Source organism: Heliomarina baculiformis (genome assembly GCF_019966545.1).
GTDB lineage: Bacteria > Pseudomonadota > Alphaproteobacteria > Rhodobacterales > Rhodobacteraceae > Heliomarina > Heliomarina baculiformis.
On record NZ_JAIMIC010000002.1, the window covers coordinates 111,336 to 135,771 of the forward strand.

General features: G+C 61.3%; 25 protein-coding genes and 1 tRNA gene. 14 read left to right on the plus strand and 12 right to left on the minus strand.

All coding sequences use genetic code 11. The annotated features are described in order from the left end of the window. Positions 1 to 6 precede the first annotated feature (6 nt). Genes MF268_RS04130 through MF268_RS04140 form a run of 3 tightly spaced genes read right to left on the minus strand, consistent with a single transcriptional unit; the run spans position 7 to position 2,830 of the window. Positions 7 to 1,284: a TRAP transporter large permease gene (locus MF268_RS04130; protein WP_238369652.1), complete on the minus strand. Its 1,278-nt coding sequence runs from the start codon at positions 1,282 to 1,284 to the stop codon at positions 7 to 9. After that, positions 1,281 to 1,814, minus strand: coding sequence for a TRAP transporter small permease (locus MF268_RS04135; protein WP_238369653.1), 534 nt, complete (start codon positions 1,812 to 1,814; stop codon positions 1,281 to 1,283). The genes MF268_RS04130 and MF268_RS04135 overlap by 4 nt, the downstream gene beginning before the upstream one ends. Further along, positions 1,814 to 2,830 (minus strand): TRAP transporter substrate-binding protein, encoded by a 1,017-nt coding sequence (locus tag MF268_RS04140; protein WP_238369654.1) that lies wholly within the window; start codon positions 2,828 to 2,830, stop codon positions 1,814 to 1,816. Before MF268_RS04140 ends, MF268_RS04135 begins: the two co-directional genes overlap by 1 nt. Positions 2,831 to 2,995: 165 nt before the next feature. Here MF268_RS04140 and MF268_RS04145 point away from each other — a divergent pair, with 165 nt between their 5' ends. Further along, positions 2,996 to 4,024 (plus strand): LacI family DNA-binding transcriptional regulator, encoded by a 1,029-nt coding sequence (locus MF268_RS04145; protein ID WP_238369655.1) that lies wholly within the window; start codon positions 2,996 to 2,998, stop codon positions 4,022 to 4,024. A gap of 27 nt (positions 4,025 to 4,051) precedes the next feature. On the opposite strand, the gene MF268_RS04150 is transcribed toward MF268_RS04145, so the two are convergent. Beyond that, positions 4,052 to 4,603, minus strand: a complete 552-nt coding sequence (locus MF268_RS04150) for an NYN domain-containing protein (protein WP_238369656.1) — start codon at positions 4,601 to 4,603, stop codon at positions 4,052 to 4,054. Positions 4,604 to 5,008: 405 nt separating this feature from the next. Between MF268_RS04150 and MF268_RS04155 the strand changes: the two genes are divergently transcribed. Beyond that, complete coding sequence (locus tag MF268_RS04155; RefSeq protein WP_238369657.1) at positions 5,009 to 5,215, plus strand: hypothetical protein; 207 nt, start codon at positions 5,009 to 5,011, stop codon at positions 5,213 to 5,215. 168 nt (positions 5,216 to 5,383) lie between these two features. Here the strand turns inward: MF268_RS04155 and MF268_RS04160 are convergent. From MF268_RS04160 to MF268_RS04175, 4 genes are all read right to left on the minus strand, one after another. Continuing rightward, a tRNA-Gln gene (locus tag MF268_RS04160) sits at positions 5,384 to 5,458 on the minus strand. A 64-nt stretch (positions 5,459 to 5,522) separates the two neighbouring features. Beyond that, positions 5,523 to 6,869 carry a mechanosensitive ion channel family protein gene (locus MF268_RS04165; protein WP_238369658.1) on the minus strand — a complete coding sequence of 449 codons (1,347 nt, stop codon included), beginning with the start codon at positions 6,867 to 6,869 and terminating at the stop codon, positions 5,523 to 5,525. Between the two features lie 76 nt (positions 6,870 to 6,945). After that, a complete protein-coding gene (locus tag MF268_RS04170; protein ID WP_238369659.1) occupies positions 6,946 to 7,950 on the minus strand; it encodes an NADPH:quinone reductase in 1,005 nt (334 codons plus the stop codon). A gap of 133 nt (positions 7,951 to 8,083) precedes the next feature. Further along, positions 8,084 to 8,566, minus strand: a complete 483-nt coding sequence (locus tag MF268_RS04175) for an SH3 domain-containing protein (protein WP_238370194.1) — start codon at positions 8,564 to 8,566, stop codon at positions 8,084 to 8,086. Positions 8,567 to 8,734: 168 nt separating this feature from the next. Between MF268_RS04175 and MF268_RS04180 the strand changes: the two genes are divergently transcribed. From MF268_RS04180 to MF268_RS04200, 5 genes are all read left to right on the plus strand, one after another. After that, positions 8,735 to 9,721: a 2-hydroxyacid dehydrogenase gene (locus MF268_RS04180; protein WP_238369660.1), complete on the plus strand. Its 987-nt coding sequence runs from the start codon at positions 8,735 to 8,737 to the stop codon at positions 9,719 to 9,721. Between the two features lie 33 nt (positions 9,722 to 9,754). Continuing rightward, on the plus strand, positions 9,755 to 11,551 hold the full coding sequence (gene ggt / locus MF268_RS04185) for a gamma-glutamyltransferase (RefSeq protein WP_238369661.1): 1,797 nt from the start codon (positions 9,755 to 9,757) through the stop codon (positions 11,549 to 11,551). A gap of 21 nt (positions 11,552 to 11,572) precedes the next feature. Continuing rightward, a complete protein-coding gene (locus tag MF268_RS04190) occupies positions 11,573 to 12,976 on the plus strand; it encodes an FAD-binding oxidoreductase (protein WP_238369662.1) in 1,404 nt (467 codons plus the stop codon). A 126-nt stretch (positions 12,977 to 13,102) separates the two neighbouring features. Further along, positions 13,103 to 13,270 (plus strand): 50S ribosomal protein L33, encoded by a 168-nt coding sequence (gene rpmG, locus MF268_RS04195; protein WP_057816833.1) that lies wholly within the window; start codon positions 13,103 to 13,105, stop codon positions 13,268 to 13,270. Positions 13,271 to 13,345: 75 nt separating this feature from the next. Then, a complete protein-coding gene (locus MF268_RS04200) occupies positions 13,346 to 13,852 on the plus strand; it encodes a GNAT family N-acetyltransferase (RefSeq protein ID WP_238369663.1) in 507 nt (168 codons plus the stop codon). A 462-nt stretch (positions 13,853 to 14,314) separates the two neighbouring features. On the opposite strand, the gene MF268_RS04205 is transcribed toward MF268_RS04200, so the two are convergent. Continuing rightward, positions 14,315 to 15,097 carry a Bax inhibitor-1/YccA family protein gene (locus MF268_RS04205; RefSeq protein ID WP_238369664.1) on the minus strand — a complete coding sequence of 261 codons (783 nt, stop codon included), beginning with the start codon at positions 15,095 to 15,097 and terminating at the stop codon, positions 14,315 to 14,317. Between the two features lie 188 nt (positions 15,098 to 15,285). Continuing rightward, entirely contained in the window at positions 15,286 to 15,495 is a 210-nt protein-coding gene (locus tag MF268_RS04210; protein WP_238369665.1) for a DUF1127 domain-containing protein, read from the minus strand. 127 nt (positions 15,496 to 15,622) lie between these two features. Between MF268_RS04210 and MF268_RS04215 the strand changes: the two genes are divergently transcribed. Continuing rightward, entirely contained in the window at positions 15,623 to 16,504 is an 882-nt protein-coding gene (locus MF268_RS04215) for a LysR family transcriptional regulator (RefSeq protein WP_238370195.1), read from the plus strand. A 2-nt stretch (positions 16,505 to 16,506) separates the two neighbouring features. Here the strand turns inward: MF268_RS04215 and MF268_RS04220 are convergent, their stop codons facing one another. Beyond that, a complete protein-coding gene (locus tag MF268_RS04220) occupies positions 16,507 to 17,466 on the minus strand; it encodes an NADPH:quinone oxidoreductase family protein (RefSeq protein WP_238369666.1) in 960 nt (319 codons plus the stop codon). Between the two features lie 358 nt (positions 17,467 to 17,824). Between MF268_RS04220 and MF268_RS04225 the strand changes: the two genes are divergently transcribed. The 4 genes from MF268_RS04225 to MF268_RS04240 all read left to right on the plus strand — a co-directional run bounded on the left by MF268_RS04225 (position 17,825) and on the right by MF268_RS04240 (position 20,954). Beyond that, positions 17,825 to 18,196, plus strand: coding sequence for a helix-turn-helix domain-containing protein (locus tag MF268_RS04225; RefSeq protein WP_088633902.1), 372 nt, complete (start codon positions 17,825 to 17,827; stop codon positions 18,194 to 18,196). Between the two features lie 27 nt (positions 18,197 to 18,223). After that, complete coding sequence (gene hisN, locus MF268_RS04230) at positions 18,224 to 19,039, plus strand: histidinol-phosphatase (protein WP_420485412.1); 816 nt, start codon at positions 18,224 to 18,226, stop codon at positions 19,037 to 19,039. Between the two features lie 137 nt (positions 19,040 to 19,176). After that, complete coding sequence (locus tag MF268_RS04235) at positions 19,177 to 20,517, plus strand: 8-oxoguanine deaminase (RefSeq protein WP_238369667.1); 1,341 nt, start codon at positions 19,177 to 19,179, stop codon at positions 20,515 to 20,517. After that, complete coding sequence (locus MF268_RS04240; protein WP_238369668.1) at positions 20,514 to 20,954, plus strand: CAP domain-containing protein; 441 nt, start codon at positions 20,514 to 20,516, stop codon at positions 20,952 to 20,954. The genes MF268_RS04235 and MF268_RS04240 overlap by 4 nt, the downstream gene beginning before the upstream one ends. Positions 20,955 to 21,025: 71 nt before the next feature. On the opposite strand, the gene guaD is transcribed toward MF268_RS04240, so the two are convergent. After that, positions 21,026 to 22,315 carry a guanine deaminase gene (gene guaD, locus MF268_RS04245; protein WP_238369669.1) on the minus strand — a complete coding sequence of 430 codons (1,290 nt, stop codon included), beginning with the start codon at positions 22,313 to 22,315 and terminating at the stop codon, positions 21,026 to 21,028. Between the two features lie 124 nt (positions 22,316 to 22,439). On the opposite strand from guaD, the gene mgtE reads away from it, so the two are divergent. Together mgtE and MF268_RS04255 are read left to right on the plus strand one after the other, a co-directional pair. Then, positions 22,440 to 23,831: a magnesium transporter gene (gene mgtE / locus MF268_RS04250; protein ID WP_238369670.1), complete on the plus strand. Its 1,392-nt coding sequence runs from the start codon at positions 22,440 to 22,442 to the stop codon at positions 23,829 to 23,831. Continuing rightward, the gene (locus MF268_RS04255) at positions 23,828 to 24,388 is read left to right on the plus strand and encodes a 5-formyltetrahydrofolate cyclo-ligase (RefSeq protein ID WP_238369671.1); all 561 of its coding nucleotides are present in this window, start codon (positions 23,828 to 23,830) and stop codon (positions 24,386 to 24,388) included. The genes mgtE and MF268_RS04255 overlap by 4 nt, the downstream gene beginning before the upstream one ends. Positions 24,389 to 24,436 lie beyond the last annotated feature (48 nt).

Below are 24,436 nucleotides of genomic sequence, written 5' to 3' on the forward strand. Positions count from 1 at the left end.
AGAGGCTCACTTCATTAAGAGGTTGGGTAGCCAGGTCGAAATCGCCGGAACAGCAGATACAACCAGCAGCGACAGGAACAGCGGAATAAAGAAGGGCATGACCCCGGCGATCACGCGGGTGATCGGCATCTTTGTTATGATCGACACCATATAAAGGCTCATGCCCACCGGCGGCGTCAGCAACCCGATCATAAGGTTCAGAACGAAGACGATGCCAAGCTGGAGCGGGTCAACACCGGCGGCCGTCAGGGCAGGGGCGATGATCGGTGCGATGATCAGGATGGCGGCAATGCTTTCCAGCACCATACCGACGACCAGCAGCAAAAGATTGACCAGCAACAGAAGAACCAGCGGATTATCTGACAGCGACAGCAGAAAACCGGTCGCCTTCATCGGCACCTGATCCAGTGTCAGCACCCATGCGAACAAGGCAGCGGCCGACACGATGAACAGGATGTTGGCGGTTGCTTCGACGGTTTCACGCAGCGCGTTCAGCGTCGCGCGGAAGGACAGGCTGCGATAGATGAAGATGCCAATCACCAGCGCATAAGCGACGGTCATTCCTGCAACTTCGGTTGGGCCGAACCAGCCTGACATCAGACCGCCGATCAGGAGGACAGGTGCCAGCAAGGCTGGAAAGGAGATGACGAATTTCTTGGCCACGTCGCTCGCCTGCGGTCGGATGTCATCGCGCGGCAGGTTCGAGACACGGGCGATGATCGCGACCTGAATCATCAAGAGCGCGGTGATCACCAGCGCCGGGACGATGCCCGCCAGCAAAAGCTGAACGGTCGAGACATTGGCGACCGAGGCATAGATGATGATCGGGATCGAGGGCGGAAAGATCGGCCCGATGGTGGCGGCGGCGATCGTCAGGCCGGATGCGAACTCTTTGCGATACCCCTGCGCGGTCATCTGGTTTATCTGCACGGCCCCAAGCGCGCCAATATCGGCCAGTGCGGCGCCTGAAATCCCGGAAAAGATCAGGGAAACAAAGATGCTGACCTGTGCGACGGCGCCGCGGATGCGGCCAAAGATCATCCGTACAAGGTCGAAAAGGTGGGTGGTGACACCGATGGCGTTCAGCAGGCTGGCTGCAAGAATGAACAGCGGTACGGCCAGCAGCGGAGAGCTGTCGAGCGCATTCAGGCTGCGCTGGGCCAGAACCGAAACCGGCAGCCCTTGCGTCACGATCACGACCGCCGAAGACAGACCAAGACAAACGGCAATCGGCACACCACAGACCAGCAGCGCGACAAAGATAAGAAGGAGAAGGGCAGTCATTCGATGGGTCCGATCTGATCGGCGGCGTCGGGGAACCCATGCGACGGCGCGCGGCCCCGCAGGACATTCGCAACCCGGTAGACCGAGACAAGGCACAGAAAGGCCGAGCCGAGCAGGGCGAGCGAATAGTAGAAATAGTTGGGCAGTTGCAGGGCAGGGGTCATGAACTTGCCCGCGCGGGGCAGGAACTCGGCAAAGCCCCAGAGAAGGAGGATGCAGAAGCCCAGCGTTGCGAGGTCCGACACCAGCGTGAGACCCTTGCGCCCGCGAGCGTCCAGCATGTCAGGCAGGATCGAGACCGATACCAGTGCCTGGCGCCCGGCCAGCGCCGGGATGCCGATAAAGACAAGCCCGATGGAGCAGAACCGCGCCAGCTCATCGGCCCAGGGCAGGCCGAGGTCGGCCAGGTTGCGCGCGCCGACCTGCAGCACCACCAGCCCGGCCATAAGCGCCAGCAGCGCCATGCCCAGCCAGATACCGACAAGGGAAAGCCGCGCGAGCACCGCGCGACTCTTGCTTTCAGATGTCATCAGGAAATGGCCGCGATCTTTTCGTAGAGAGCGCCGTATTTCTCGCCAAAACGTTCCTGAACCAGCTTATTCACGCCTTCGCGGAAGGCCGCGAGGTCAAGCCCGTCTTCCTCGCCGATCACGGTCATGCCCGCATCGCGCAGTTCCTGCGTTTCGGCTTCCTCATTGTCGAGGATTGCCTTGGTTGCTTTTTCACGGGTTTCGCTTGCGGCCTGTTCGACGGCGGTTTTCTGTTCGTCGCTCATGCCCTGCCATACGTCTTCGTTCATCACGACGACTTCGGCGTTGGACATATGCCCGGTCAGCATCAGGTGCGACTGAACTTCGTAAAGTTTGACCTTGAGCACCACGTTCACCGGGTTCTCCTGACCCTGCACGACACCGGTGGCCAGTGCGGTCGGTACTTCGGACCAGTCGACCGGTACGGCGACAGCGCCCATCCCTTCGACGGCGGTGGTGTAGATCGGGAAAGGCACCGCGCGAATTTTCACGCCGGCCAGATCCTCGGGCGACATCACCGCCTTGTTGCAGGTCAGGTTCCGGCGGCCAAAGTAATGCGCATAGATCACACGCACGTTGGCAGCGGCGATCAGGCCTTCGTTCAGTTCCTGCATGACCGGGGAATTCACATCCGTCACCGCCATCAGGTGATCGATATCGCGGTACAGATAGGGCGTGTCGAGCGCGGCGAAGGGTTCGTAAAGCGAGCCGAGCGCCCCTGCCGTATTATGCGAAAAGGCGATGGTGCCGAGCGAAACGGCCTCGGCCAGTTCCTGCAATTTGCCCAACTGGCTGGCGGGGTAGACATCGACCTTGATGTCACCGTTCGACGATGCGCCAAGCGCTTCTGCGAACCAGTCGGCCTGAGCGCCCGCGACGGAAGCGGGCTCGTTATTGTGGCCATAGCGCAGAACGGTCTGCGCACGGGCGCGCATCGGTAGCGCGGCGCTGACGGCGGCGGCGCCGCCAAGGGCCAGAACCGAACGGCGGCCCAGACGGGTCAAGGTGTTGGTCATGTGAATTCCTCCCTCAGAATTCTGATGTGTTTTGATGGCTGTCTGCCATCCCCTCCCGGCGTTTTTAATCTAAATCACAATAAAACACCGCAATTCTTGACCAAATTAGGTTTCCACTGCATCCTGTGTCAAAGCAAAACACATGACGTGTTTTGAGGTGTATTGATGTGTAGTGAAAGAACTTCCCTTCCCGGTCGGGTGCAGATGGTGGACGTGGCGGCGCGGGCCGGTGTCTCGCTCGCGACCGTGGATCGCGTGATAAACCGCCGCAAAGGGGTCAAGGAACGCACCCGGCTGCAGGTGCTAGACGCGGCGGTTGCCTTGGGGTTTCTCGGCTCGGCGGATCTGCGCGCGCTGACCACAAGCCAGCAGCCCAAGATCGTTTTTCTGCTTCCGGCCGGCACCAATCCATACCTCCGCGATCTCGGCGAACACCTGCGCGAAAGGGTGGCGGCGCAGGAAGAAAGCAGCCCCCGCATCCGCTGTTTCTTTATCGAAGGCTTCAACGCCGCCGCGCTGGCCGAGGCGATCCGGCGCAATGCGGTATGGGCCGATGGAATCGCCTTTTTCGCCATCGACCACCCCGAAGTGCGCGAGGCCGTGGCCGAGGTCGCCCTTAAAGGCGTCAAGCTTGTGACCATCGTTTCTGACCTCGGCCATGCCGATTGTGACGCTTACGTGGGGCACGAAAACCGCTCGGTCGGACGCACGGCGGGCCTGCTGATCGGTCGTTTCGTGAACGGGCGGGAAGGCACCGTCGCGCTGGTTGCCGGGTCGCGCCACTATCGCGCGCATAGTGAAAGAGAGGCCGGGTTTCTGTCGATTCAGGAGGAACTCTTTCCGCATCTCCGCCTCGTCGGTATGCGGGAAGGGCATGACGACAGCGGTCAGAATTATCGCCATACCATCGCACTGCTTGATCAAAACCCCGACCTCCTGGGTATTTACAACGTGGGCGGTTCATCCGGCGGGATCGCCCGGGCGCTGACCGAAAGGGCGCGGCAGGACATTGTCTTTATCGGTCACGGATTGACGCGCGACACCCGCAACGCTCTGGTCGAGGGTGCGATGGACGCGGTGTTCAACACCGATCCCGGCACCCTGATCGACCGGGCGATCGACGCGATCCAAAAACCCGATCGTCCCGTTGCGCCGATGAAACTGGAAATCATCTTTCGCGAAAACCTGCCGTGAGACGAAACGGATCCTTTTCGCCGTCTCTTAGAGGTCCAGCTTGAGACGACCCGACGCGTACCGCCCGGTAATGAGGTGGCCGGGGTCGTGGATTTCCGGGTGCTGGTTCGACCAGTCTCGAAACTGGTCATTTGTCAGGATTCTCGCGCCATGGTCGCGGGCCGCCGCAAGGATTGTGGGGTCGGCCGGTGTCCCCTTGGGCACTACCATCACACGCTCTTCGGACAAGCCCAGCAGTTGGGCGAAAGCCCGGTGGTGCAGGTACTTGTTAAAAAGCAGGTACCCGGCATTTGCATCGAACACCACGCCGGGGGTGAAGCCCGAGGCCTCGAGCTGGGCGACGGCCTCCTTTACTGTCTCCAGTCGCGGTTTCCCGTCGCGCCAGTGCATGACGTTCGATCCGTCCACGACGACCCATTGCCTGCGCCGATTCCTGCGGATCCCGTTTCGGATCAGCAGGATGCTCGCGGCGATGAAGCAGGGTGCTGACAGCAGGAGGAAATCGGTCCAGCCCGGGATCACCATGGTCGCAAGCAGTGCAGCGGCGGAGGCCAGAAAGAGGATCAAGCTGGACGTCATAAACAGGCTGCCTTCTGTATATTCATTCCGGGTCACCGTAGCCGGGGCTTGGATCTAAGCCACTTTGGAAGAAAAAGAAAATCCCGCGTGGGTTTAAGGGCCTTTAACGGTTTTCAGGATTGTCGCCAAAGGCTGCACTCTGTCTCGAGGCATGTGGCCGCAGAACGGATACGCCGTTTTTGCAAAAGGCAGGAGACCTCTGGTGAGGTTCGCGGGCTTTCCGGGCAAATTGCTGTGCTTGACCAGCCCCACCGGACTCTGCGTAAACATTGATCCAGCAGAAATCTTCAAACGTACATTTGGTGAGTGCTATTTAACGTTTCTCTAAGTGCGTCACTAACTAATTGTAATTAAGATAATTTATCGGATCATGCGTGTCGGTGGGAAGCGCAAGCGGGAGGGAATATGAACAGGGGAAAGAAGAAAGAACAACCGCTATCGCCGGAGGAACGGTTGATCGAATACGCAAGGGCGGAGGTCGATAGCTTAGGCGATCATCCGGCGCTGACCGAGGTGGCGGGATTGCTATATGCGGCCCAAATGCTTTTGGAGCAATGGAACGAAGCCGGCAGACCCGGAGAATTCGAGAAAGTCAAATGTTTGAAACGGTAGCCTGACGGAAGTCCGTCCGTCTTACTGGAACAGTCATTACTGAATCCTTCACAAGCCGTGCTGCCGTCATTAGCGCTTTGCTCGCGGCTTAAGCCTCAGTATCGCTAAAAAGGGACGCTCAGGAACGACTGTTCCAGAACCCGCTTATTCCAATCTACGAAAGAGTACTGGCTGGGGTGGTAGGATTCGAACCTACGGTACACGGTACCAAAAACCGCTGCCTTACCGCTTGGCTACACCCCAACAGTGAGCGGCTAATTAAGCAAAGCGGCAGCGCGGTGCAAGGCCTGAAATGGCAAAAAATGACCTATTCTGACGGAGCGGTGTGATTAAGCAGATCCTTTTCCTCTTCGTGCTTTCTTTCTTCGTCGATAATTCTGTCCAGTTGGGCCTCGGCAGAGGCGTTGGTTTTCTGCGGCGCGGTTTCAGGCGGCGTGGAATCGGCGGTTTCCGATTGCGGGGTCGCTTTGGTCTGCGGCGTCGGTGCGGCGGCGCCGACCAGTCGAAAGCTGGGCTCGGGCATATCGATGTCGGCCTTGGCAAACGCAATCAGACAAAGCCGCGTCGCTTCGGAGCGGGCCAGTACGTGGCTGGTTTCGGCCTGCGATATCCATGCAGCGACGCGCAGGATCACCGCGCTATCGCCGAGTGTTTCGATCCAGACCTGCGCGGCAGGTTCGTCGAGTACGAATGGTAACGACGTCACCGTGTTCAGGGCCAGTTCCTGTGCGGCGGAGAGGTTCGTATCCGAAGCGACGCCAAGATCGATCGTGAAGCGGCGTTCGTCGTTGCGGGTGAAATTCACGATTCGCGCCTTGAACACTGTCGCGTTGGGGATGCGGATGTGATTGCCGTCGAAACTCAGCAGGATCGTGGCCCGGGATGTCAGGCGGATGACCTTGCCGATATCGCCTTCGATTTCGACCACGTCATTCGGACGGAACGGCTGGCGCATCGATAAGAGCACCGAGGCGATGAAGTTCTCGACGGTATCCCGTACGGCGAAGCCAATGGCCAGACCGGCGATACCGGCCGCGCCGAGGATGGTCGACAAGAGCGCGGTGGCTCCGAGAATATCCAACCCGACCACGACCCCCGCGATCACGAAAACGATTCGCAGGATTTGGCGGTAGATATCCGCGATAAAGGCATTCGGCGCGATCCTGTCGAGCGGCCAGCGCAACCGGGCAATCCAGAAACCCAACGCAGCAATCAGCCCGGCGGCAAGCAGGGCGATCGAGAACAACGGCAACATCGCCACCAGTTGCGTCAGCCGTGCCCGGAACCTCGCGACCGCCGGGTTCAGTCGTTCAGCGACATCAGCGGATTCGGTCACCTCGTTTTCAATGGCGACCACACCTTCGACCCGGGCTGCGATATCGGCCAGTCGTGTCATCGACTCCCCGTCGAGCGCGGTGCCTCGGAGGGTGACAATACCAGAAGAGACCTCGACCGTGACATCGTCATAGCCGCTGAGCCCTGCGAGAATGTTACGAAGCCGTTCGGCTATGGCGGCGTCCTGACCGGCGGCGTTCTGAACGGTTATCGTGCCTTCAGGTTGCTGACCGTTCGCCTGCGCGAGAGTGGGAGCGGGATCACTTGCAAGAACACCCGCAAAGAGAGCCACGAAAAGGAAACGGTAGAAAAGGCGCATGGGAAATCCGTCGCTGAAAATCCGGGTCAGGGTAGCGCGAAGGCGCGCGGACGCAACGCCCTCCGTGCGTGCCGGGTCAGGCCGCGTTTTCGGTGCGCACCAGAACGGCACCGCTGCGGTGGCCGGTTTCGACGGCCTCATGCGCCGATGCGCAATCGGCGAGATTGTAGATCCCATTGATGGGGCAGGCGAGTGCTCCGGCGTCCAGCGCCTGATGCAGCCGCGCGATGGCCCGGTCGCGTTTCTCCGGTGAAAGGGAATAGACAAGAGTCATCTCGAGAATGACGTTCTTGAACATCAGCGGGTAGAACGGCAGCGCGGGTTCGCGTTCCAGCGCCGAGCCATAGGCGGTGATCCGGCCGCTTTCAGCGATCACGGCAGTGTCGGTGTGGATGTTGCTGCCAAATTCGACTTCGACGATATGATCGACATGCTTGCCATCGTTTGCATCAAGGATCTGCTGCGCGAGATCCGGCGCCTTGTGGTCGAGCACCGTATCCGCGCCAGCCTGCCGGGCAAGGTCTTGACGGTCCGATCCGGCGGTGGCGATCACTTTGGCACCACCCCATTTCGCCAGTTGAACGGCCAGATATCCGACCGTGCCCGAGCCGCCCTGAACGAGGACGGTTTTGCCCGATACCTCGCCACCGCTGAAAACGGTGTGACAGGCGGTCAGACCGGGAATGCCAAGGACCGCGCCGGTCTCAAGGCTTACCCCGTCGGGCAGCGGCACGGCCTGATAGGCGGGTAGGGCGATTTCGGTGCAAGCGCTGCCAAAGGCTCGTTGCCACTGGGCGTTCCATATCCAGACCTTTTGTCCGATCCGCGCCAGGTCGACCCCTTCGCCCACGGCCTTGATGACACCGGAGCCGTCGCTATGCGGGATGATGGCAGGATAGGGCAGCTCGGTGGCGGTTGCCCCGGCGCGCGCGCCGGCGCGCAGTTTCACATCGGAGGGGTTCACCCCCGAGTAGGCCAGATCGACCAGCACTTCTCCGGGGCCGGGGGCGGGCGAATCCATTTCCTCGAGGGTTAGAACGTCGCTGGCCGGTCCGAAAGAGCGGTAGGTGATGGCAAACATGGTCAATCCTTGCTGGGGTTCTTAGCGGGAACCTAGCTGGAATTGACCGGGATGCCAGACCTGCGGGCGGTAAAATCCGCTTTACGCAGCCGCTGGCTGTTTGCTGGGCGAAAGGAAGGCTGTCTGGCGCTTTTTACTCGCGGATTTCGTCCGGCGCGACGCCCCAGAGCGCTTGTTTCTCGATCCAGCCCTTGTAGCCGCCCGCAGAAACCTTGCACCACACCACTTGGCATTCGCCAAGCCGCGCAACGACGCCAAGCTCGAAAGCGGCAGCGATGGGCGCGTTCGGGTCGGGCCGTGTGTAGACCGGAGTCATATCTTTTTCGATGAGCACCGTGCGCACGCCCGAGAGCAGGGCATAGTGCACCCAGCCACCCGCGCCATCGCGATCCTTGACGCGCCGCCAGTGGCCATATTCCGCCGTGATCTCAAGCGGCATGTCGCGGCGTTTGAACACCCAGTCGATCCGATGCGTGAGCGAGGGCCCGCGCCGCACGTTGCCCTCGTTCGCCTTGAGCGACACGAAGCGGGGAAGGGGGAGATTCGTGACCGGTCCACGGTGCTCTTCGGCAATCGCCGTGTTTGAGCCCAGTGCCAACGCCACAGTTAGCGCCATGAAATGGCGAGTAAATCCAAGGAAACCTGTCACCGACTGCCCGCTCGTTTGCCTGTACGATCCGAGGACCGGCTGCGGAAAATACCGCCTGAGGTTCTTGTGCCTCGCCTGATCCTGCGCCACGATGACACAAGGCGGCCCAAAATGAAAACCCGAGGGAGTGCAAGCGTGCCAAGAGAGCGTTTGAGTGTTGTCGTAACGCGACGGTTACCGGAGCAGGTAGAGGCGCGGTTGAGCGAATTGTTCGACACGAAATTACGCGGATCCGACGAGCCGATGTCGCGTTCCGAACTGGTAGAGGCGGCAAAGGGCGCGGATGTGCTCGTGCCGACCGTCACCGATGAAATCGACGCGACGCTGATCGCGCAGGCGGGCGACAAGCTTAAGCTGATCGCCAATTACGGGGCGGGCGTCGATCATATCGACGTGGCAACAGCGCGGCAGCGCGGGGTGCTGGTGTCGAATACACCGGGCGTGCTGACCGATGATACTGCGGACATGACGATGGCGCTGATCCTTGCCGTTACCCGCCGCATCCCCGAAGGGCTTGCGATCATGCAGCGGGGCGACTGGCAAGGCTGGGCACCGACGGCCTTGCTGGGTGGCCGGGTTGGCGGGCGCCGTCTTGGCATCCTTGGCATGGGCCGGATTGGGCAGGCGGTGGCGCGACGCGCGGCGGCCTTCGGCATGCAGGTGCACTACCACAACCGCAAGCAGCTACGCTCGGAAACCGAAGAGGAACTCGGCGCGCGCTATTGGGAGAGCCTTGACCAGATGGTCGCACGGATGGACATCCTGTCGATCAACTGCCCGTCGACGCCGTCGACCTTTCATTTGATGAATGCGCGGCGGCTCAAGTTGATGAAGCCGGACGCGGTGATCGTGAATACCTCGCGCGGGGAAGTCATCGACGAAAGCGCGCTGGTGCGGATGCTGCGGAACCGGGAAATCGCCGGGGCGGGGCTCGACGTGTACGAACACGGAACCGATATCAACCCCGAGTTGCGCAATCTCGATAACGTGGTGCTGCTGCCGCATATGGGTTCGGCCACCGTCGAGGGACGGATCGAGATGGGCGAAAAAGTCATTATCAATATCAAGACCTTCGAAGACGGGCACCGCCCGCCGGACCAGGTCATCCCGTCCATGTTGTAAACCGCGCCGATGGCGCAGAGGGGGAGTGCTGCCATGTTGCGAAGACCGTTTGCGATCCTGTTCCTTGGTCTTGTGTCGGGCGCTGCTTTTGCGCAGCAGGCGGCGGATGCGGTAGAGCCTGAAACGGCCACGAAACCGGCAATCGCACAGATGGCGGATATGTCGCCCGCCATCGCGGCGGCGCAGGCGGCAAAATCGGCGGGCGAGCCCGTCGAGGCGAAGAACTGGATGGTCGCCGCGGCCAACCCTCTTGCTGTCGAAGCCGGGGCGCAGGTTCTTCAAAATGGTGGCAGTGCGGCAGATGCGATGATCGCCGTGCAGGCGGTGCTCGGTCTGGTCGAGCCACAATCCTCGGGGCTGGGCGGTGGCGCCTTTCTGGTCTGGTACGACGCTGAAACCGGCGAGCTGACTACGCTGGACGGGCGCGAGACCGCGCCATTGGCCGCCACGCCGCGCCTGTTTCAGGACGAGACTGGCACGCCGCTGAAATTCTTTGACGCCGTGGTCGGTGGCCGTTCGGTTGGAACGCCGGGCACGCCCGCGCTCTTGCAGGCGGCGCATGATCGCTGGGGAAAATCCGACTGGGCGACGCTTTTCGACCCCGCGATCCGTCTGGCCGAAGAGGGGTTTGCCGTTTCGCCCCGGCTTGCCGAACTGGTGGCCGAAGATGCCGACCGGCTGGGCCGCTTCCGGCCCACGGCGAACTATTTTCTGCCAAATGGCACGCCGCTGGTCGCGGGGCAGACCCGGCGCAACCGTCCCTATGCCAAGACGCTGCGCGCATTGGCCGAGGGCGGCGCGGATGCGTTCTATACCGGGCCGCTGGCGCGATCCATTGTCCGTCGGGTGAACCGGGCCGAGGGCAATCCGGGCGTGTTGTCCGAACTTGATCTGGCGATCTATCAGGTGCGCGAACGCGAACCGGTCTGTGTAACCTATCGTGCCCATGATGTCTGTGGCATGGGGCCGCCATCTTCGGGCGCGCTGACCGTAGGGCAGATCCTCGGGATGCTGGAACCTTACGATCTGGCGGCACTTGGTCCCGAGAGCGCCGAGGCCTGGCGACTGATCGGCGATGCCTCGCGTCTGGCCTTTGCGGATCGCGGACGGTTCATGGCAGATGAGGATTTCGTGCCCATGCCAACAAGTGGCCTTGTCGATCCGGATTATCTCGAGAAGCGATCCAGGCTGCTGAGCGGCGACACCGCACTGGAAACGGTCGAACCGGGCGCGCCCGAATTCGATCACGCGATGCTTTGGGCCGATGACCAGTCCATCGAATTCCCCTCGACATCGCATATCTCTATCGTCGACGGGGCAGGTAATGTGCTGTCGATGACCACGACCATCGAAAACGGGTTCGGCTCGCGCCTGATGGTCGGCGGGTTCCTTCTGAACAACGAACTGACCGACTTCTCCTTTGCCAGCCATGAAGACGGCGTGCCGATTGCCAACCGGGTCGAGCCGGGCAAAAGGCCGCGTTCCTCTATGGCGCCGACCATCGTGATGAAGGATGGCAAGCCGGTGCTGGCCATTGGCTCGCCCGGGGGCAGCCGGATCATCGGATATGTGGCGCAATCGGTGATCGGCTGGCTTGACTGGGGGATGAATGTGCAGCAAGCCGTGTCCGCAGGACATGCGGTCAACCGATTTGGCCAATTCGATCTGGAAGAGGGCACGGCGGCCGCCGACATGGCTGCACCGCTCGAGCAGATGGAATACGAGGTTTCGGTGACGAATTTGAACTCTGGCCTGCATGCGATTGAAATTGGGGCGAGCCTTTTCGGCGGTGCCGACCCGCGCCGCGAAGGGATCGCGCTGGGCGACTAGCCCGCAACAGGAGTAGAAAGTATGGTTCAGGTAAAGGATCTGCCGCGTAACGAGGCCGGGATTAACGCGGTGATCGACGTGCTGAAAAAGCGGTTTGGTGATAAGGTCCATACCGGTCATTCGATGCGCGAGCAGCACGGGCATACGACCACATGGCTGACCAACCAGCTGCCCGATGCGGTTATCTTTCCGCAGAACACGGCCGAGGTTTCCGAGATCATGCGCAGCTGTTCGGCCCATGCGGTGCCGGTGATCGCCTATGGCACGGGCACGTCGCTGGAAGGGCACGTGAACGCCCCGGCCGGCGGCATCTGCATCGACATGAGCGAGATGAACCAGATCCTCGCGGTCCATGCCGAAGATCTGGATTGCGTCGTTCAGCCCGGTGTGACGCGCGAACAGCTCAATACCTATCTGCGCGACCAGGGCTTGTTCTTTCCCATCGATCCCGGTGCCAATGCCTCGCTTGGCGGGATGACGGCGACGCGGGCCTCGGGCACCAACGCCGTACGCTATGGGACGATGAAGGATAACGTGATCGCGCTCGAGGCCGTGATGGCCGATGGCGAGGTCATCCGTACTGCGCAGCGGGCGCGCAAATCCTCGGCGGGATATGACATGACCCGGCTTCTGGTCGGTTCGGAAGGCACGCTTGGCCTGATCACCGAGATCACGCTGCGCCTGCAGGGCATTCCCGAGGCGATCAGTTCCGCGCGCTGCTCTTTCCCCACGGTTGAGGCGGCCTGCCGGGCGGTGATGATGACGATCCAGTTTGGCATCCCGGTCGCGCGGATCGAGTTGCTCGATTCGCTGAGCGTGAAAGCGGCCAATGCCTATTCCAAGCTGGACCTGCCGGAAGAGCCGCTGCTTTTACTGGAGTTCCACGGCTCCGAAGCGGGGGTGGTCGAACAGTCCGAGACATTCGGCACCATCGCCGAGGAATTCGGCGGCAGCGGGTTCGAAGCGACCACCAGCACCGAGGAACGCAACCGGCTGTGGCAGGCGCGTCACGACATGTACTGGGCGTCGATGCAACTGCGTCCGGGGGCCAAGGGCTTTTCCACCGATGTCTGCGTGCCGATCTCGCGGCTGGCGGAATGTGTCGAGGCCGCGCAGCGCAAGGCGGATGAGCTGGGGCTGATTTGCCCCATCGTCGGCCATGTTGGCGACGGCAATTTTCATACGCTTCCCCTGATCGACATGGATAATCCAGAAGAAATCGCCAAGGCCGAAGGCTTTGTCAGCTGGCTGGCCGAACTGGCGATCGGCATGGACGGGACCTGCACCGGCGAGCACGGGATCGGGCAGGGCAAGAAGGCTTATCTTGAAAAGGAGCTTGGCGCGACCCCCCGCTATATGGCGGTGGTGAAGGCGGCGCTGGATCCGGACAATATCCTCAACCCGGGCAAGATCTTTCCGATGTAAGCCCTTTGCGCGGCGGGTTTGACCGGGAATCGCTAAGGAACCGGTTGACTCGCAGCGATCCATGGGTAAAAGGCGAACTTCATAAGTTTCACGGGGGCTCAACGCCTCTGGCGTAGGAGACCGACAATGGCCAAGCCAACCACCATCAAGATCCGCCTGAATTCGACCGCAGGCACGGGCCACTTCTATGTCACCAAGAAAAATGCGCGGACGATGACCGAAAAGATGTCGATCCGTAAATATGACCCGGTGGCCCGCAAGCATGTCGAATATAAAGAAGGCAAGATTAAGTAAGCCTTTCTATTTCGACGTCAGAAGTTATGGGGTCGCGCCGAAAGGCGTGGCCCTTTTTCTTTGGAGGATTGAAACGTGAGCGGATTTAGTCTGCGCCGAACAACGTCGCTGGACATGGCAGAGATTGACGCGCTGCTTGCGCGCAGTTTTCCAAAGCTGGTTCGGGATTGTTACCCTCCTTCCGTAATGGTGACGGCGCTGCCGCTGATTTCGCGGGCGCAACCCTGGCTTTTGGATTGCGGGACTTATTACGCGGTGGAGCATGACAATCGTATCGTCGGGGTCGGCGGCTGGACCGTCGATCTGCAAACGCCTGATATCGGTCATATCCGGCACGTGGCCACTGATCCGGCGCAGGTACGACAAGGCGTCGGTAGGATTCTGATGACGCATATCCGGCGCGAGGCAGCCTCGGCCGGGATGCGAATACTTGAATGCTGGTCGACCCGGAACGCGGTGCCATTCTATGCGGCGCTCGGGTTTCTGGAGCTGGGGCCGATCGACGTGCCGTTGCAGCCGGGTATAACCTTTTCGGCGATCGAGATGCGGATGGTCATGGCCTCGGCACTGGCGCGCGATTAACTTTGTCTCAATTGAAGCTGCCTATGGGATAGCTCAAGATAATTACGAGACTGCTTCCGGGCGCGATACTGGCTCTGTCGACCTGCGAGAAGGGAAAAAGTGTGGGATGCAAGGGCGTTGGCGGTTCGACATTGCGCGCCGCTCAGGCGGCTTTTGGGCTGGAGTTCTCCGGGGAAACGGCTGCGCGGCAGGTTTTCAAGTGATCTGAAAACGGCTCGCCAGGTTGGCTGTAACCGCTGAAAAGGACGGTGCACAACCCGGCTGCTATCTGTACACCCCCTGTACACCCCCCGTGCACCGTTTTCTAAGATTTGGACGATCCGGCACAGATATGCCGGGCCAGTTCTATGCTGAGAGGGCGGATTTTACAGTGGCAAGGCGGTCATCTGACACGCTGTGGGCCATCAAAAAACCCGCCAGAGGATGCTCTGGCGGGTTTCTTTTTGGGTCTGTTGCTGACGCTTATTCGCGGTTGCCCAGCAGCTGCAGCAGGAACATGAACATGTTGATGAAGTCGAGATACAGGCTCAGCGCGCCCATGATCGCGGCTTTACCCAGCCATTCGCTATCGCCCGAATGGGCGTGCTGCAGGTAGGTCGTCTTGATGTTCTGAGTGTCATATGCGGTCAGACCGGCAAAGATCAGCACGCCAAGGATCGAAATCGCAAAGGCGAGGCCCGGCATCGGCCAGAAGATGTTGACGATCGAAGCTACGATCAGGCCGATCACACCCATGATCAGGAAGCTACCCCAGCCGGAGATGTCCTTTTTCGTGGTGTAGCCCCAGAGGGACAGGCCGGCAAAGGCGATCGAGGTGATCAGGAAGACCTGCATGATCGAGTAGCCGGTGAACACGAGGAAGATCGAGCTGATCGAAACGCCCATCACAGCGGCGAAGGCATAGAACACTGTCTGCGCGGTTGCGGCCGACATGCGGTTGATCATGGCTGAAAAGCCAAAGACAAAGGCCAGCGGGGCGAACATCACGACCCATTTCAGCGGCGAGGCATAAAGCGCATAGCCGAAATCGGTCAGGTACTTGTCGGCACCGATCTGCATTTCGTTGGGAACGTTCGTCACGGCGAGACCGGACAGGGCCCAGGCAGCAGCAAAGGTGATCAGCATGCCCACGGACATCGTGCCGTAGACTTTGTTCATATGGGCGCGAAGGCCCTCGTCAATATTAACTGCGCGAGATCCGGCCGCTCCCCGGCCAGCTACGCGGGTCGTGTCGAATTCAGCCATTTAGGTCTCCATCCAGGACAACAGGTTCAGCGGTGGCACATTCCACCAGCTATCGTCTTTGAATATCGGGAAGAGACCGTCGGTTTTCAAGTGTTTCCGACGCGAATAGTTCGCATTTGCGTGAACGGAAAACACCCCGGCGAGGCGGGGTGTTCAGTTACGTGCTGTGTGCATGTGTCCGGCCCTGCTCAGCAGGTCCAGGTTGTCGGTGCGTCCCAGATCGGACGGGAGGCTTCGCGTTCCGCTTCGCGGCGGGTCAGTCCGATATCGGCAAGCGCCGCGTCATCGAGTTTGCGCAGGCTCTGGCGCTGACGCCAGACGGCATGCATCTGGGCGAGGCTTGCCAGCGGCGAAAAGCTGCGCCGGCGAAGGGGGCGGTGGTGAACTGCAACGGTCATGATCCATGTCCTTTCATCATTATGTGATCGTATATCGCGTCTTCATCAAATTCCTTGATGTATATGGCGGGATGTGGTTCATTTTGGAAACGAATGTTTTTGACGTTACCCATCAAGGAATGTGATGATGCGAAATCTGGACATAACGACGCTTCGTTCTTTCGTGGCGGTGGCGGACAGCGGCGGCGTGACACGGGCGGCCGGATTTCTGCATCTGACCCAGTCGGCGGTCTCTATGCAGCTGAAGCGACTGGAAGAATTGCTGGGCCTCGAATTGCTCGACCGCTCGGGCAGGGGGATCGCCCTGACCGCCTCGGGCGAGCAGTTGCTGGGTTACGCAAGGCGCATGGTGGCGATGAATGACGAGGTGATCGGGCGTCTGACCGACAAAGCCTATGAGGGCGAGATCGTGCTCGGCGTGCCGCATGACGTGGTTTACCCGGCGGTTCCGAGGGTACTGCAGCAGTTCAACGCGGCTTTTCCGCGCTATCGCGTGAACCTTCTGTCATCGAATACGCGGGCGCTGAAAGAGCAGTTCGCACGGGGTGAGTGCGACATGATCGTGACGACCGAGGCGGAACGCATGCCCGGATCGGAAGAGCTGGCGCGCAAGGATTTGATCTGGGCGGGGGCAATCGGCGGATCCGCCTGGCGGCAGCGGCCGCTGGATCTGGCGTTCTGTCGGCACTGCATATTCCGGCCCTTGGCGCTGCGAGCGCTGGATAACGCGGGGATCGAGTGGAACCTCGCGGTGGATTCCGATTCTGACAGGACGGTTGAAGCGACGGTTTCCGCCGATCTCGCCGTGCAGGCGCTGCTGGACGGGACTTTACCGCCGCATCTGGAAAAGGTCGATCACGGCGGAGACCTGCCGCAACTGCCGCAGCAGTTTATCAACTTCTACGGTGGCAGCGAGGCGCGAGACGAGGTGCACGAGACGCTGGCGCGGCTGCTGCGCGACGCTTTCGCGGAAACCCACGCGCGTCCGCGCCTCAAGGTCTCGGCCTGAGATCAGCGCATCCGGATCACGACCTTGCCGGTTGATTTGCGCTGACGCAGCAGTTCCATGCCGTCTTCAACCTCTGAAAGCGGCAGAACGTTGCTGACATGCGGCTTTAGCCGGCCCTGATCGTACCAGTCGAGCAGGGTGGCAAAGCTGTCGCGTACCGCCTGCGGGCGGAAATGCATGTAGGCGCCAATGTAAAATCCGATGGCGGTGAGGTTCTTTACCATCAGGTGGTTGGCGGGGATCTGCGGGATGTCGCCGCTGGCAAAACCGATGCAGATCAGACGCGCCTCGGGGTTGCAGGCCCGGAATGCGGCCCGGAAAGCATCGCCGCCGACTGCGTCATAGACCACGTCGGCCCGCCCGAGTTCGAGAAGGCGCGCGCGCAGGTCCTCGCTGTCGTCGATCAGGTGATCCGCCCCGGCGGCCTTTGCCACGGCCAGTTTGTCGGCACCGCGCGCATGGGCGACGACAGTCGCGCCCATCAGCTTGCCGATCTCGACTGCGGTGAGCCCGACGCCACCCGCGGCCCCGGTTACAAGGAGCGTCTCGTCGGGCTGAAGCTGGGCGCGATGGGCCAGCGCCATGTGGCTTGTCCCATAGGCGATCTGGAATCCGGCGGCGATATCAAAGGGCATGGATTCGGGAATCGGAATCACCCTGTCGGCGTCGAAAACGCCCATCTCGGCCAGTCCGCCCTGTCCGGCGTAGACCATCACGCGATCACCGATGCAAAAATGCCCTACCGACTCACCGACGGCTTCGATTTCACCGGCGATTTCCATGCCAAGTGTAAACGGTGGGCTTGGAATCTCCTGATAGGTTCCATTTTGGATCAAAAGGTCGGCGAAGTTCAGACCACATGCATGTATGGTTAATCGTACCTGGTTAGGTCCCGGTTCAGGCGTAACAATTTGTTTTAAAACCGCTTTTTCTTTCGGAGTTTCTATTCTGTAGGCGAGCATCGGGCGAAACGCTTCTCTTTTGGTTGCAGACGGACGGCTTTGGCTGTGCCATACAATAGCCATGAACGGCAACGGGCCGCCGGTTATCGAGGGTCCTTGTTAAAGAGTAAATGTTTGGCAATGAAACGGGAATAGCATCCACCGCATCAGGTCGTGTCGTGCATAGCGGCTCAACTTCCTTGATAAATGCGCAGTATACCTTATGTTTCGGCCCTATGATGTCCTCATGGGGTACAGAGGGGGGCGTTGACTGGGAAGAAAGTCGTACATCTTGCACGAATTTTTACCCGACCATGCGGGGGTGGTCCCAATCGGAAACCAGACCTGTATGTAATAAGTGTGGTAAGGAGAATAAGGGATGGCTCACCCGGTTGATGTGCATGTTGGAATGCGCGTTCGTCACCGCCGCTGGCTGATCGGAATGACACAGCAGCAGCTGGCCGAAAAGGTCGGCATCAAGTTTCAGCAGATCCAGAAATACGAAACCGGCGCTAACCGCGTCAGCGCATCGCGTCTTTGGGACATCGCCGAGGCGCTGGACGTGCCGGTCGCGTTCTTCTTCGAAGGTATCGAGGATCAGGCCGATGCCCCGGTCGAGGGCAACGCGATGCCCGCCGATATCATGGGTGACAAGGAAGCGCTGGATCTGGTGCGTTCCTATTACGCTATCCCGGAAAATCAGCGGCGCCGCCTGTTCGATCTTGCCCGGGTTCTGAGCGACGTCGCCTAAGCCTCCGCTTGCATCTCGGACTAGCTGATGGCAGTGGAAGCTATGACTTCTGCTGCCCTCACCGATATGGATGTTGCGCACTTGCTGGCCGATGCGGCCGGCAAGGCCATTCTGCCGCATTTCCGGCAGGCCAATCTCAGCGCCGAAAACAAGCTGGCCGAAGGGTTTGACCCGGTCACCATCGCCGACCGCGCCGCCGAAGAGGCGATGCGGGCGGTTCTGGCCGAGCATCGACCCGAGGACGCGATCCTTGGCGAGGAATTTGGTCAGCAAGAGGGCACCAGCGGACGTCAATGGGTGCTTGACCCCATTGACGGCACGCGCGGTTTCATTTCCGGCACCCCCACATGGGGCGTGCTGATTGCTTTGGGCGATGAGAATGGGCCATTTCTTGGCGTGATCGACCAGCCCTATACGGGCGAGCGTTTCTCCGGCGGGCTGGGCCATGCCGGGATGACCGGCCCCTTGGGGCCGCGTGACCTCTTCGTCAAGAAAACCGCGACGCTGGCCGAGGCCATTCTGTTCACCACATTCCCCGAAGTCGGCACGCCGGCCGAGGGCGAGGCGTTCCGGCGGGTGGCCGAAAACGTCCGCCTGACTCGCTATGGCGTGGACTGCTATGCCTATGCCTTGCTGGCGGCCGGGCAGATCGATCTCGTGATCGAAGCCGGACTGAACGCCTATGACATTCAGGCGCCAATCGCGGTAATCGAGGCGGCGGGCGGCGTCGTCACCGACTGGCAGGGCGGACCGGCGCATCAGGGCGGGCGCTGCCTTGCGGCACCGAACCCGGCATTGCACCGCGCCGCGCTGGACCTTTTGCGCGACACGCCAACCCCCTGATCTTGCATTCGTAGCTTTGCCTTGATCCGGTCGGACCGGCTGCGTATCTAGGGCCAATGCGCGATCTCTTCGTCGTTTTCCGATCGTGCCAATGGATGTTTTCCATGAGACGGCATTTCTTTGGCACGGAGACGTGAATGCAGGAAATACTGATCAAGGATGCCGATCGGCTGCTGACCATGGATGGCGACCGGCGCGAACTGGCCGGGGCCGATATGCTGATCCGGGACGGCAAGATTACAGAGATCGGCAAAGATCTTACCACCAAGGGTAAGGTCATCCCGGCACGCGGCTGTCTGGTCACGCCCGGTCTGGTCAATACGCATCACCACATGTTTCAGTCGCTGACCCGCGCGGTACCGGCGGCGCAGGATGCGCTGCTCTTCGACTGGCTCAAGGTGCTCTACCCGATCTGGGCAAGGCTCGGTCCCGAGGAAATCCACGTCTCGACACAGGTGGCGCTGGCGGAACTTGCGCTGTCGGGGTGTTCGCTAAGCTCGGATCACCTCTACATCATGCCCAACGGGGCGAGGCTGGACGATTCCATCGCCGCCGCCGCCGAGGTCGGTCTGCGCTTTCACCCCACACGCGGCTCGATGAGCATCGGGGAAAGCAAGGGCGGTCTGCCGCCCGAGAGTCTGATCGAAGCCGAGCGCGACATTCTCGAGGATTGCATCCGCGTCGTCGACGCCTTTCACGACAGCGCCGAAGGTGCCATGTGCCGTGTGGGGCTTGCCCCCTGTTCGCCCTTCTCCGTCAGTCGCGAGCTGATGCGCGACACGGCCCTGCTGGCGGCTGACAAGCAGGTCATGCTGCACACGCATCTGGCCGAAAACGATCAGGATATCGCCTATAGCGAGGCGAACTTCGGCTGCCGTCCGGGGCAATATGCCGAAGAACTCGGCTGGACCGGGCCGCATGTCTGGCATGCCCACTGCGTAAAACTCGACGCAGGCGAGGTCGATCTTTTCGCACGCTCGAAAACCGGAGTCGCCCATTGCCCCTGCTCCAACTGCCGCCTCGGCTCCGGCGTCGCGCCGGTCCGGGCGATGCGCGATGCCGGTGTGCCGGTGGGGCTGGGCGTCGATGGCTCGGCCAGCAACGATACCGGCAATCTCGTGGCCGAAGCGCGGCAGGCAATGCTGTTGCAGCGGGTCACACGGGGGGCAGATGCGATGAGTGCACGGGAAACGCTGGAAATCTCCACGCGGGGCGGGGCGGAAGTGCTGGGCCGCCCCGATTGCGGCCGGATCGAACCGGGCAAATGCGCCGATATCGCGATCTGGGACATCTCCGGCGTCGACACCGCCGGAAGCTGGGATCCGGCCGCGCTGCTGCTCGCCGGTCCGATGCGGGTGCGCGACCTGCTGGTACAGGGTCGCGAGGTCGTGCGCGACAGTCAGCTCGTGACACTCGACCTGCCGCATCTCGTCGAACGCCAGAACCGGCTGACCCGGCAACTTATGGAGTCCGCATGATGATCCGCTTTCTCGTTTCGCTTCTGATCACAGCAACGCTCGCAACCGGTGCGGCACGGGCCGAGCCAGTCGCCAGGGCGGCACAGGCGCTGAACGACTTCCGCGCCAGCGAAGGCCTGCCAGCGCTGACGCAATCCGACACGCTGCAACAAGTGGCCGAGCGCCACGCCGTTGATATGGCGGAAAACGGGTTTTTCTCTCACACCGGCTCGGACGGGTCCGACGTCGGTCAGCGCGCAATGGAAACCGGCTACGCCTATTGCACCATCGCCGAGAATATCGCGAAAGGGCAGCCCTCGCTCGATGAGGTCATGGCGGGATGGATCGGCTCCCCGTCTCATAGGCGCAACATGTTCCTCGACCGGGTCACGGAATTCGCGCTTGCCCGGCAGACCGGCAATATCTGGGTCATGGTGTTGGGCCGACCGGGCTGCTGAAACCCCGATCCTTCATTCTTTGGGTCAAAAAATATCCCCGCCGGAGGCTGTCGCCGCGACAGCGGCGGCATTCAGGCCACGCGCCCTCCGCCGATCCAGACATCACTGACGGCCCGGTCATCGCCCAGCATGATCAGCGCGAACAGCGTCTCCCACATGTCCCCGGCCCGGGCGGTGCGCTGGGCAAGTACAGGCGTCGCGCCCGGGTCCAGCACCACAAGATCCGCCTCCATGCCGGGGGCGATATTGCCGATCTTGTCGCCCAGATGAAGCGCGCGGGCCGAGCCGCAGGTCGCAAGCCACAGGAGCTCGGCCGCGTGCAGCGCGCGACCCCGCAACTGGCCGATCTCATAGGCGGCGGCCATGGTGCGCAGCATGGAAAAGGATGACCCGCCGCCGGTATCCGTGGCCAGCGCCACCTGCTGCCCCGCCCGCATTAACCCGTCCATGTCAAAGAGACCCGAACCGATGAAGGTGTTCGAGGTCGGGCAATGGACCAGCGCAGCGCCGGTTTCCGTCAGCCGGTCGCGCTCGCGCGGCTCTAGGTGGATCGCGTGGCCGTAAAGCCCGCGATCTCCAAGCAGGCCATGCGCTTCGTAAGTGTCGAGGTAATCACGCGCATCGGGGTAGAGGCCCAGCACCCATTTGATCTCGTCCACCTGTTCGGAAAGATGTGTCTGCATGAGGCAGTCCGGGTGCTCGGCCCAGAGCGCGCCCAGCGCTTCGAGTTGTTCGACGCTGGAGGTCGGCGAAAACCGCGGTGTGATCGCATAGGACAGCCGGTCCACCCCATGCCAGCGGTTCAGCAAGGCGCGGCTGTCGTCATAGGCCGATTGCGCGGTGTCGCGCAGGCCTTCGGGGGCGGTGTCGCGATCCATGCAGGTCTTTCCCGCGACAATCCTCTGCCCGCGCTTCTGTGCCTCGGAAAAGATCGCATCGACGCTTTCAGGATGGATCGTGCAATAGGTCGCGACTGTCGTCGTGCCGTTGGCGATTGTCAGGTCGAGGTAACGCGACGCGATCTCACGCGCGTAGCCGGGATCGCCAAAGCGCATTTCCTCGGGAAAGGTATAGCTGTTCAACCAGTCGATCAGCCGTTTGCCCCAGCTCGCGATGATCGCGGTCTGCGGATAGTGTGCATGGGCATCGACGAAACCGGCCAAGATGATTTTGTCGCCGTAGTTTTCCACGCGAGCTTGGGGCGCGGCGGTGCGCAGCTCGTCGAGTGTGCCAAGCGCGGTGATCCGGCCGCCACCAATGCCGACGGCCTCATCGAAACGGGCGGCGTCGGCCGCGTTTTGCCCGAAGGGAGAGCCGGTAAAGGACAGCACCTGCCCGGTGAGAATGGTCTCTGTCTGCATGATCCTGCCCGCTTGATTTCCGGCCGAGGATAATCGGACGGGACGGCGGGGTAAATTGCGCTATTGTCATTGTTTCTAACCGACAGCTTCTTCTAAGTTGCGGTCAATCGAGGAAAGGGCGCCGATGGAAACCGAAGCTGACGTAGAGGAACTGGACCTGTTGGACGACGAGGAGGACAACCCCCTCAATCGAAAGACGGTGGCCGCGATTCTCTATGCGGTGGACATCGATGACCGCGAAAAGCTGATCGAGCTGATGGAGCCGCTGCACGCGGCCGACATCGCCGACCTTCTCGAACAGATCAATGCCTATGACCGGACCCGGCTGGTCCGGCTGTATGACCGGGAATTCGACGGGGAAATCCTGTCGGAACTCGACGAGTCGGTGCGCGAAGAGGTGATTTCGCTGCTCTCGCCGCAAGTGCTGGCCGAAGCCGTGCGCGAGCTGGACAGTGACGATGTTGTCGACCTTGTCGAGGATCTTGAGCAGGGGCAGCAGGATGCGATCCTTGGCGCGCTGCCCGACGCTGACCGGCTCGCCGTGCAGCAGGCGCTGAGCTACCCGGAAGAATCCGCTGGTCGTCTGATGCAGCGCGAAGTGGTGATGATGCCCGAGCACTGGAATGTCGGGCAGGCCATCGACCACATGCGCAGCAACGACAACCTGCCGGACCAGTTCTATCACATCATCCTTGTCGATCCGCGCCTGCATCCGGTGGGCAACGTGGCGCTGGGCCGGGTCATGGCGGCGCGTCGGGAAATCGCGTTGGCCGACCTGACCGAGGATATGTTCCGCGTGATCCCGATTGATCAGGACGAGGAAGACGTGGCCTATGCGTTCAACCAGTACCACCTGATTTCGGCCCCGGTGGTCGATCAGGAAGGTCGGCTGGTCGGTCAGATCACCATCGACGACGCGATGATCGTCATGGGAGAGGAACACGAGGAAGACCTGCTGCTGCTCGCCGGTGTCAGCGAGAGCTCTCTGACCGACCGGGTTGTTGAGACGGTCAGGGGCCGCTTTCCGTGGCTGCTTGTGAATCTTGCCACGGCGATCCTTGCCTCGCTGGTCATTGCCCAGTTCGACGCGGTGATCACGCAATTCGTGGCGCTGGCGGTGCTGATGCCCATCGTGGCCTCGATGGGCGGCAATGCAGGAACGCAGTCGATGACGGTTGCGGTACGGGCGCTGGCCACGCGCGACCTGACCGGCTCGAACGTCTGGCGGGTGATCCGGCGCGAAGTGCTGGTGGGCGTGGTCAACGGTACGGCCTTTGCGCTGACCATGGGGATCATCGGGCTGATCTGGTTCGGATCGGTCAGGCTTGCGATCGTGATCGCGGCGGCGATGGTCATCAACCTTGTCATGGCCGGGTTGGCGGGCACGGTGATTCCGATTGCGCTAGAGAAATTCAAGGTCGACCCGGCGCTTGCCTCGGGCACCTTTGTCACCACTGTGACGGATGTGGTTGGTTTCTTTGCCTTTCTCGGCTTTGCCTCGATCTACCTGCTATGACGCTGGAAGAACAGAAAGCCGCGGCGCGGAAGGCGGCGTTCGAGCGGCGCCGCATGGCCCATGCCGGCGCTTATGCCGCATCGGGTTACTTGTCCGAAGTTTTGGCCGGATATCGCGGCGTGCCACTGGCGGGCTATATGCCGATGCGCACCGAGATCAACCCGCTGCCCGCGATGGCCGAAGCAGCCGCCCACGGGCCGGTTGGTGTGCCCGTGATCATGGGCGCGGGGCAGGCGCTGCGGTTTTCCCGATGGGAGCCGGACAGCGAGATGAAAGATGGCCCGTTCGGCGCGCAGATCCCGGTGGTCGAGGCTTGGATGGAACCGCAAATCCTCATCGTGCCGCTGGTCGCTTTTGACCGGCAGGGCGGGCGGTTGGGCTATGGTGGCGGGTTTTATGACCGGACGCTCGAGGGCTTGCGGGCAAAGGGGCCGGTTCTGGCCATCGGCTTTGCCTATGGCGCGCAGGAAACCGAAACGCTGCCGCTTGAGCCGACCGATCAGCCGCTTGACATGATCGTGACGGAAAGCAGTGTTTTGCAGCTCTCGGGGCGCTAGCGACGCGTGGTCGTGGCAAAAGGGCCTTGTCCTTGTTCAAACCGCCAC

What these genes read in the sequence shown, in the direction of transcription:
- MF268_RS04130 (WP_238369652.1), bottom strand. Translation starts at nt 1,284, where the DNA reads ATGACTGCCCTTCTCCTTCTTATCTTTGTCGCGCTGCTGGTCTGTGGT.
- MF268_RS04135 (WP_238369653.1), bottom strand. Translation starts at nt 1,814, where the DNA reads ATGACATCTGAAAGCAAGAGTCGCGCGGTGCTCGCGCGGCTTTCCCTT.
- MF268_RS04140 (WP_238369654.1), bottom strand. Translation starts at nt 2,830, where the DNA reads ATGACCAACACCTTGACCCGTCTGGGCCGCCGTTCGGTTCTGGCCCTT.
- MF268_RS04145 (WP_238369655.1), top strand. Translation starts at nt 2,996, where the DNA reads ATGTGTAGTGAAAGAACTTCCCTTCCCGGTCGGGTGCAGATGGTGGAC.
- MF268_RS04150 (WP_238369656.1), bottom strand. Translation starts at nt 4,603, where the DNA reads ATGACGTCCAGCTTGATCCTCTTTCTGGCCTCCGCCGCTGCACTGCTT.
- MF268_RS04155 (WP_238369657.1), top strand. Translation starts at nt 5,009, where the DNA reads ATGAACAGGGGAAAGAAGAAAGAACAACCGCTATCGCCGGAGGAACGG.
- MF268_RS04165 (WP_238369658.1), bottom strand. Translation starts at nt 6,869, where the DNA reads ATGCGCCTTTTCTACCGTTTCCTTTTCGTGGCTCTCTTTGCGGGTGTT.
- MF268_RS04170 (WP_238369659.1), bottom strand. Translation starts at nt 7,950, where the DNA reads ATGTTTGCCATCACCTACCGCTCTTTCGGACCGGCCAGCGACGTTCTA.
- MF268_RS04175 (WP_238370194.1), bottom strand. Translation starts at nt 8,566, where the DNA reads ATGGCGCTAACTGTGGCGTTGGCACTGGGCTCAAACACGGCGATTGCC.
- ggt (WP_238369661.1), top strand. Translation starts at nt 9,755, where the DNA reads ATGTTGCGAAGACCGTTTGCGATCCTGTTCCTTGGTCTTGTGTCGGGC.
- MF268_RS04190 (WP_238369662.1), top strand. Translation starts at nt 11,573, where the DNA reads ATGGTTCAGGTAAAGGATCTGCCGCGTAACGAGGCCGGGATTAACGCG.
- rpmG (WP_057816833.1), top strand. Translation starts at nt 13,103, where the DNA reads ATGGCCAAGCCAACCACCATCAAGATCCGCCTGAATTCGACCGCAGGC.
- MF268_RS04205 (WP_238369664.1), bottom strand. Translation starts at nt 15,097, where the DNA reads ATGGCTGAATTCGACACGACCCGCGTAGCTGGCCGGGGAGCGGCCGGA.
- MF268_RS04210 (WP_238369665.1), bottom strand. Translation starts at nt 15,495, where the DNA reads ATGACCGTTGCAGTTCACCACCGCCCCCTTCGCCGGCGCAGCTTTTCG.
- MF268_RS04215 (WP_238370195.1), top strand. Translation starts at nt 15,623, where the DNA reads ATGCGAAATCTGGACATAACGACGCTTCGTTCTTTCGTGGCGGTGGCG.
- MF268_RS04220 (WP_238369666.1), bottom strand. Translation starts at nt 17,466, where the DNA reads ATGCTCGCCTACAGAATAGAAACTCCGAAAGAAAAAGCGGTTTTAAAA.
- MF268_RS04225 (WP_088633902.1), top strand. Translation starts at nt 17,825, where the DNA reads ATGGCTCACCCGGTTGATGTGCATGTTGGAATGCGCGTTCGTCACCGC.
- hisN (WP_420485412.1), top strand. Translation starts at nt 18,224, where the DNA reads ATGGCAGTGGAAGCTATGACTTCTGCTGCCCTCACCGATATGGATGTT.
- MF268_RS04235 (WP_238369667.1), top strand. Translation starts at nt 19,177, where the DNA reads ATGCAGGAAATACTGATCAAGGATGCCGATCGGCTGCTGACCATGGAT.
- MF268_RS04240 (WP_238369668.1), top strand. Translation starts at nt 20,514, where the DNA reads ATGATGATCCGCTTTCTCGTTTCGCTTCTGATCACAGCAACGCTCGCA.
- guaD (WP_238369669.1), bottom strand. Translation starts at nt 22,315, where the DNA reads ATGCAGACAGAGACCATTCTCACCGGGCAGGTGCTGTCCTTTACCGGC.
- mgtE (WP_238369670.1), top strand. Translation starts at nt 22,440, where the DNA reads ATGGAAACCGAAGCTGACGTAGAGGAACTGGACCTGTTGGACGACGAG.
- MF268_RS04255 (WP_238369671.1), top strand. Translation starts at nt 23,828, where the DNA reads ATGACGCTGGAAGAACAGAAAGCCGCGGCGCGGAAGGCGGCGTTCGAG.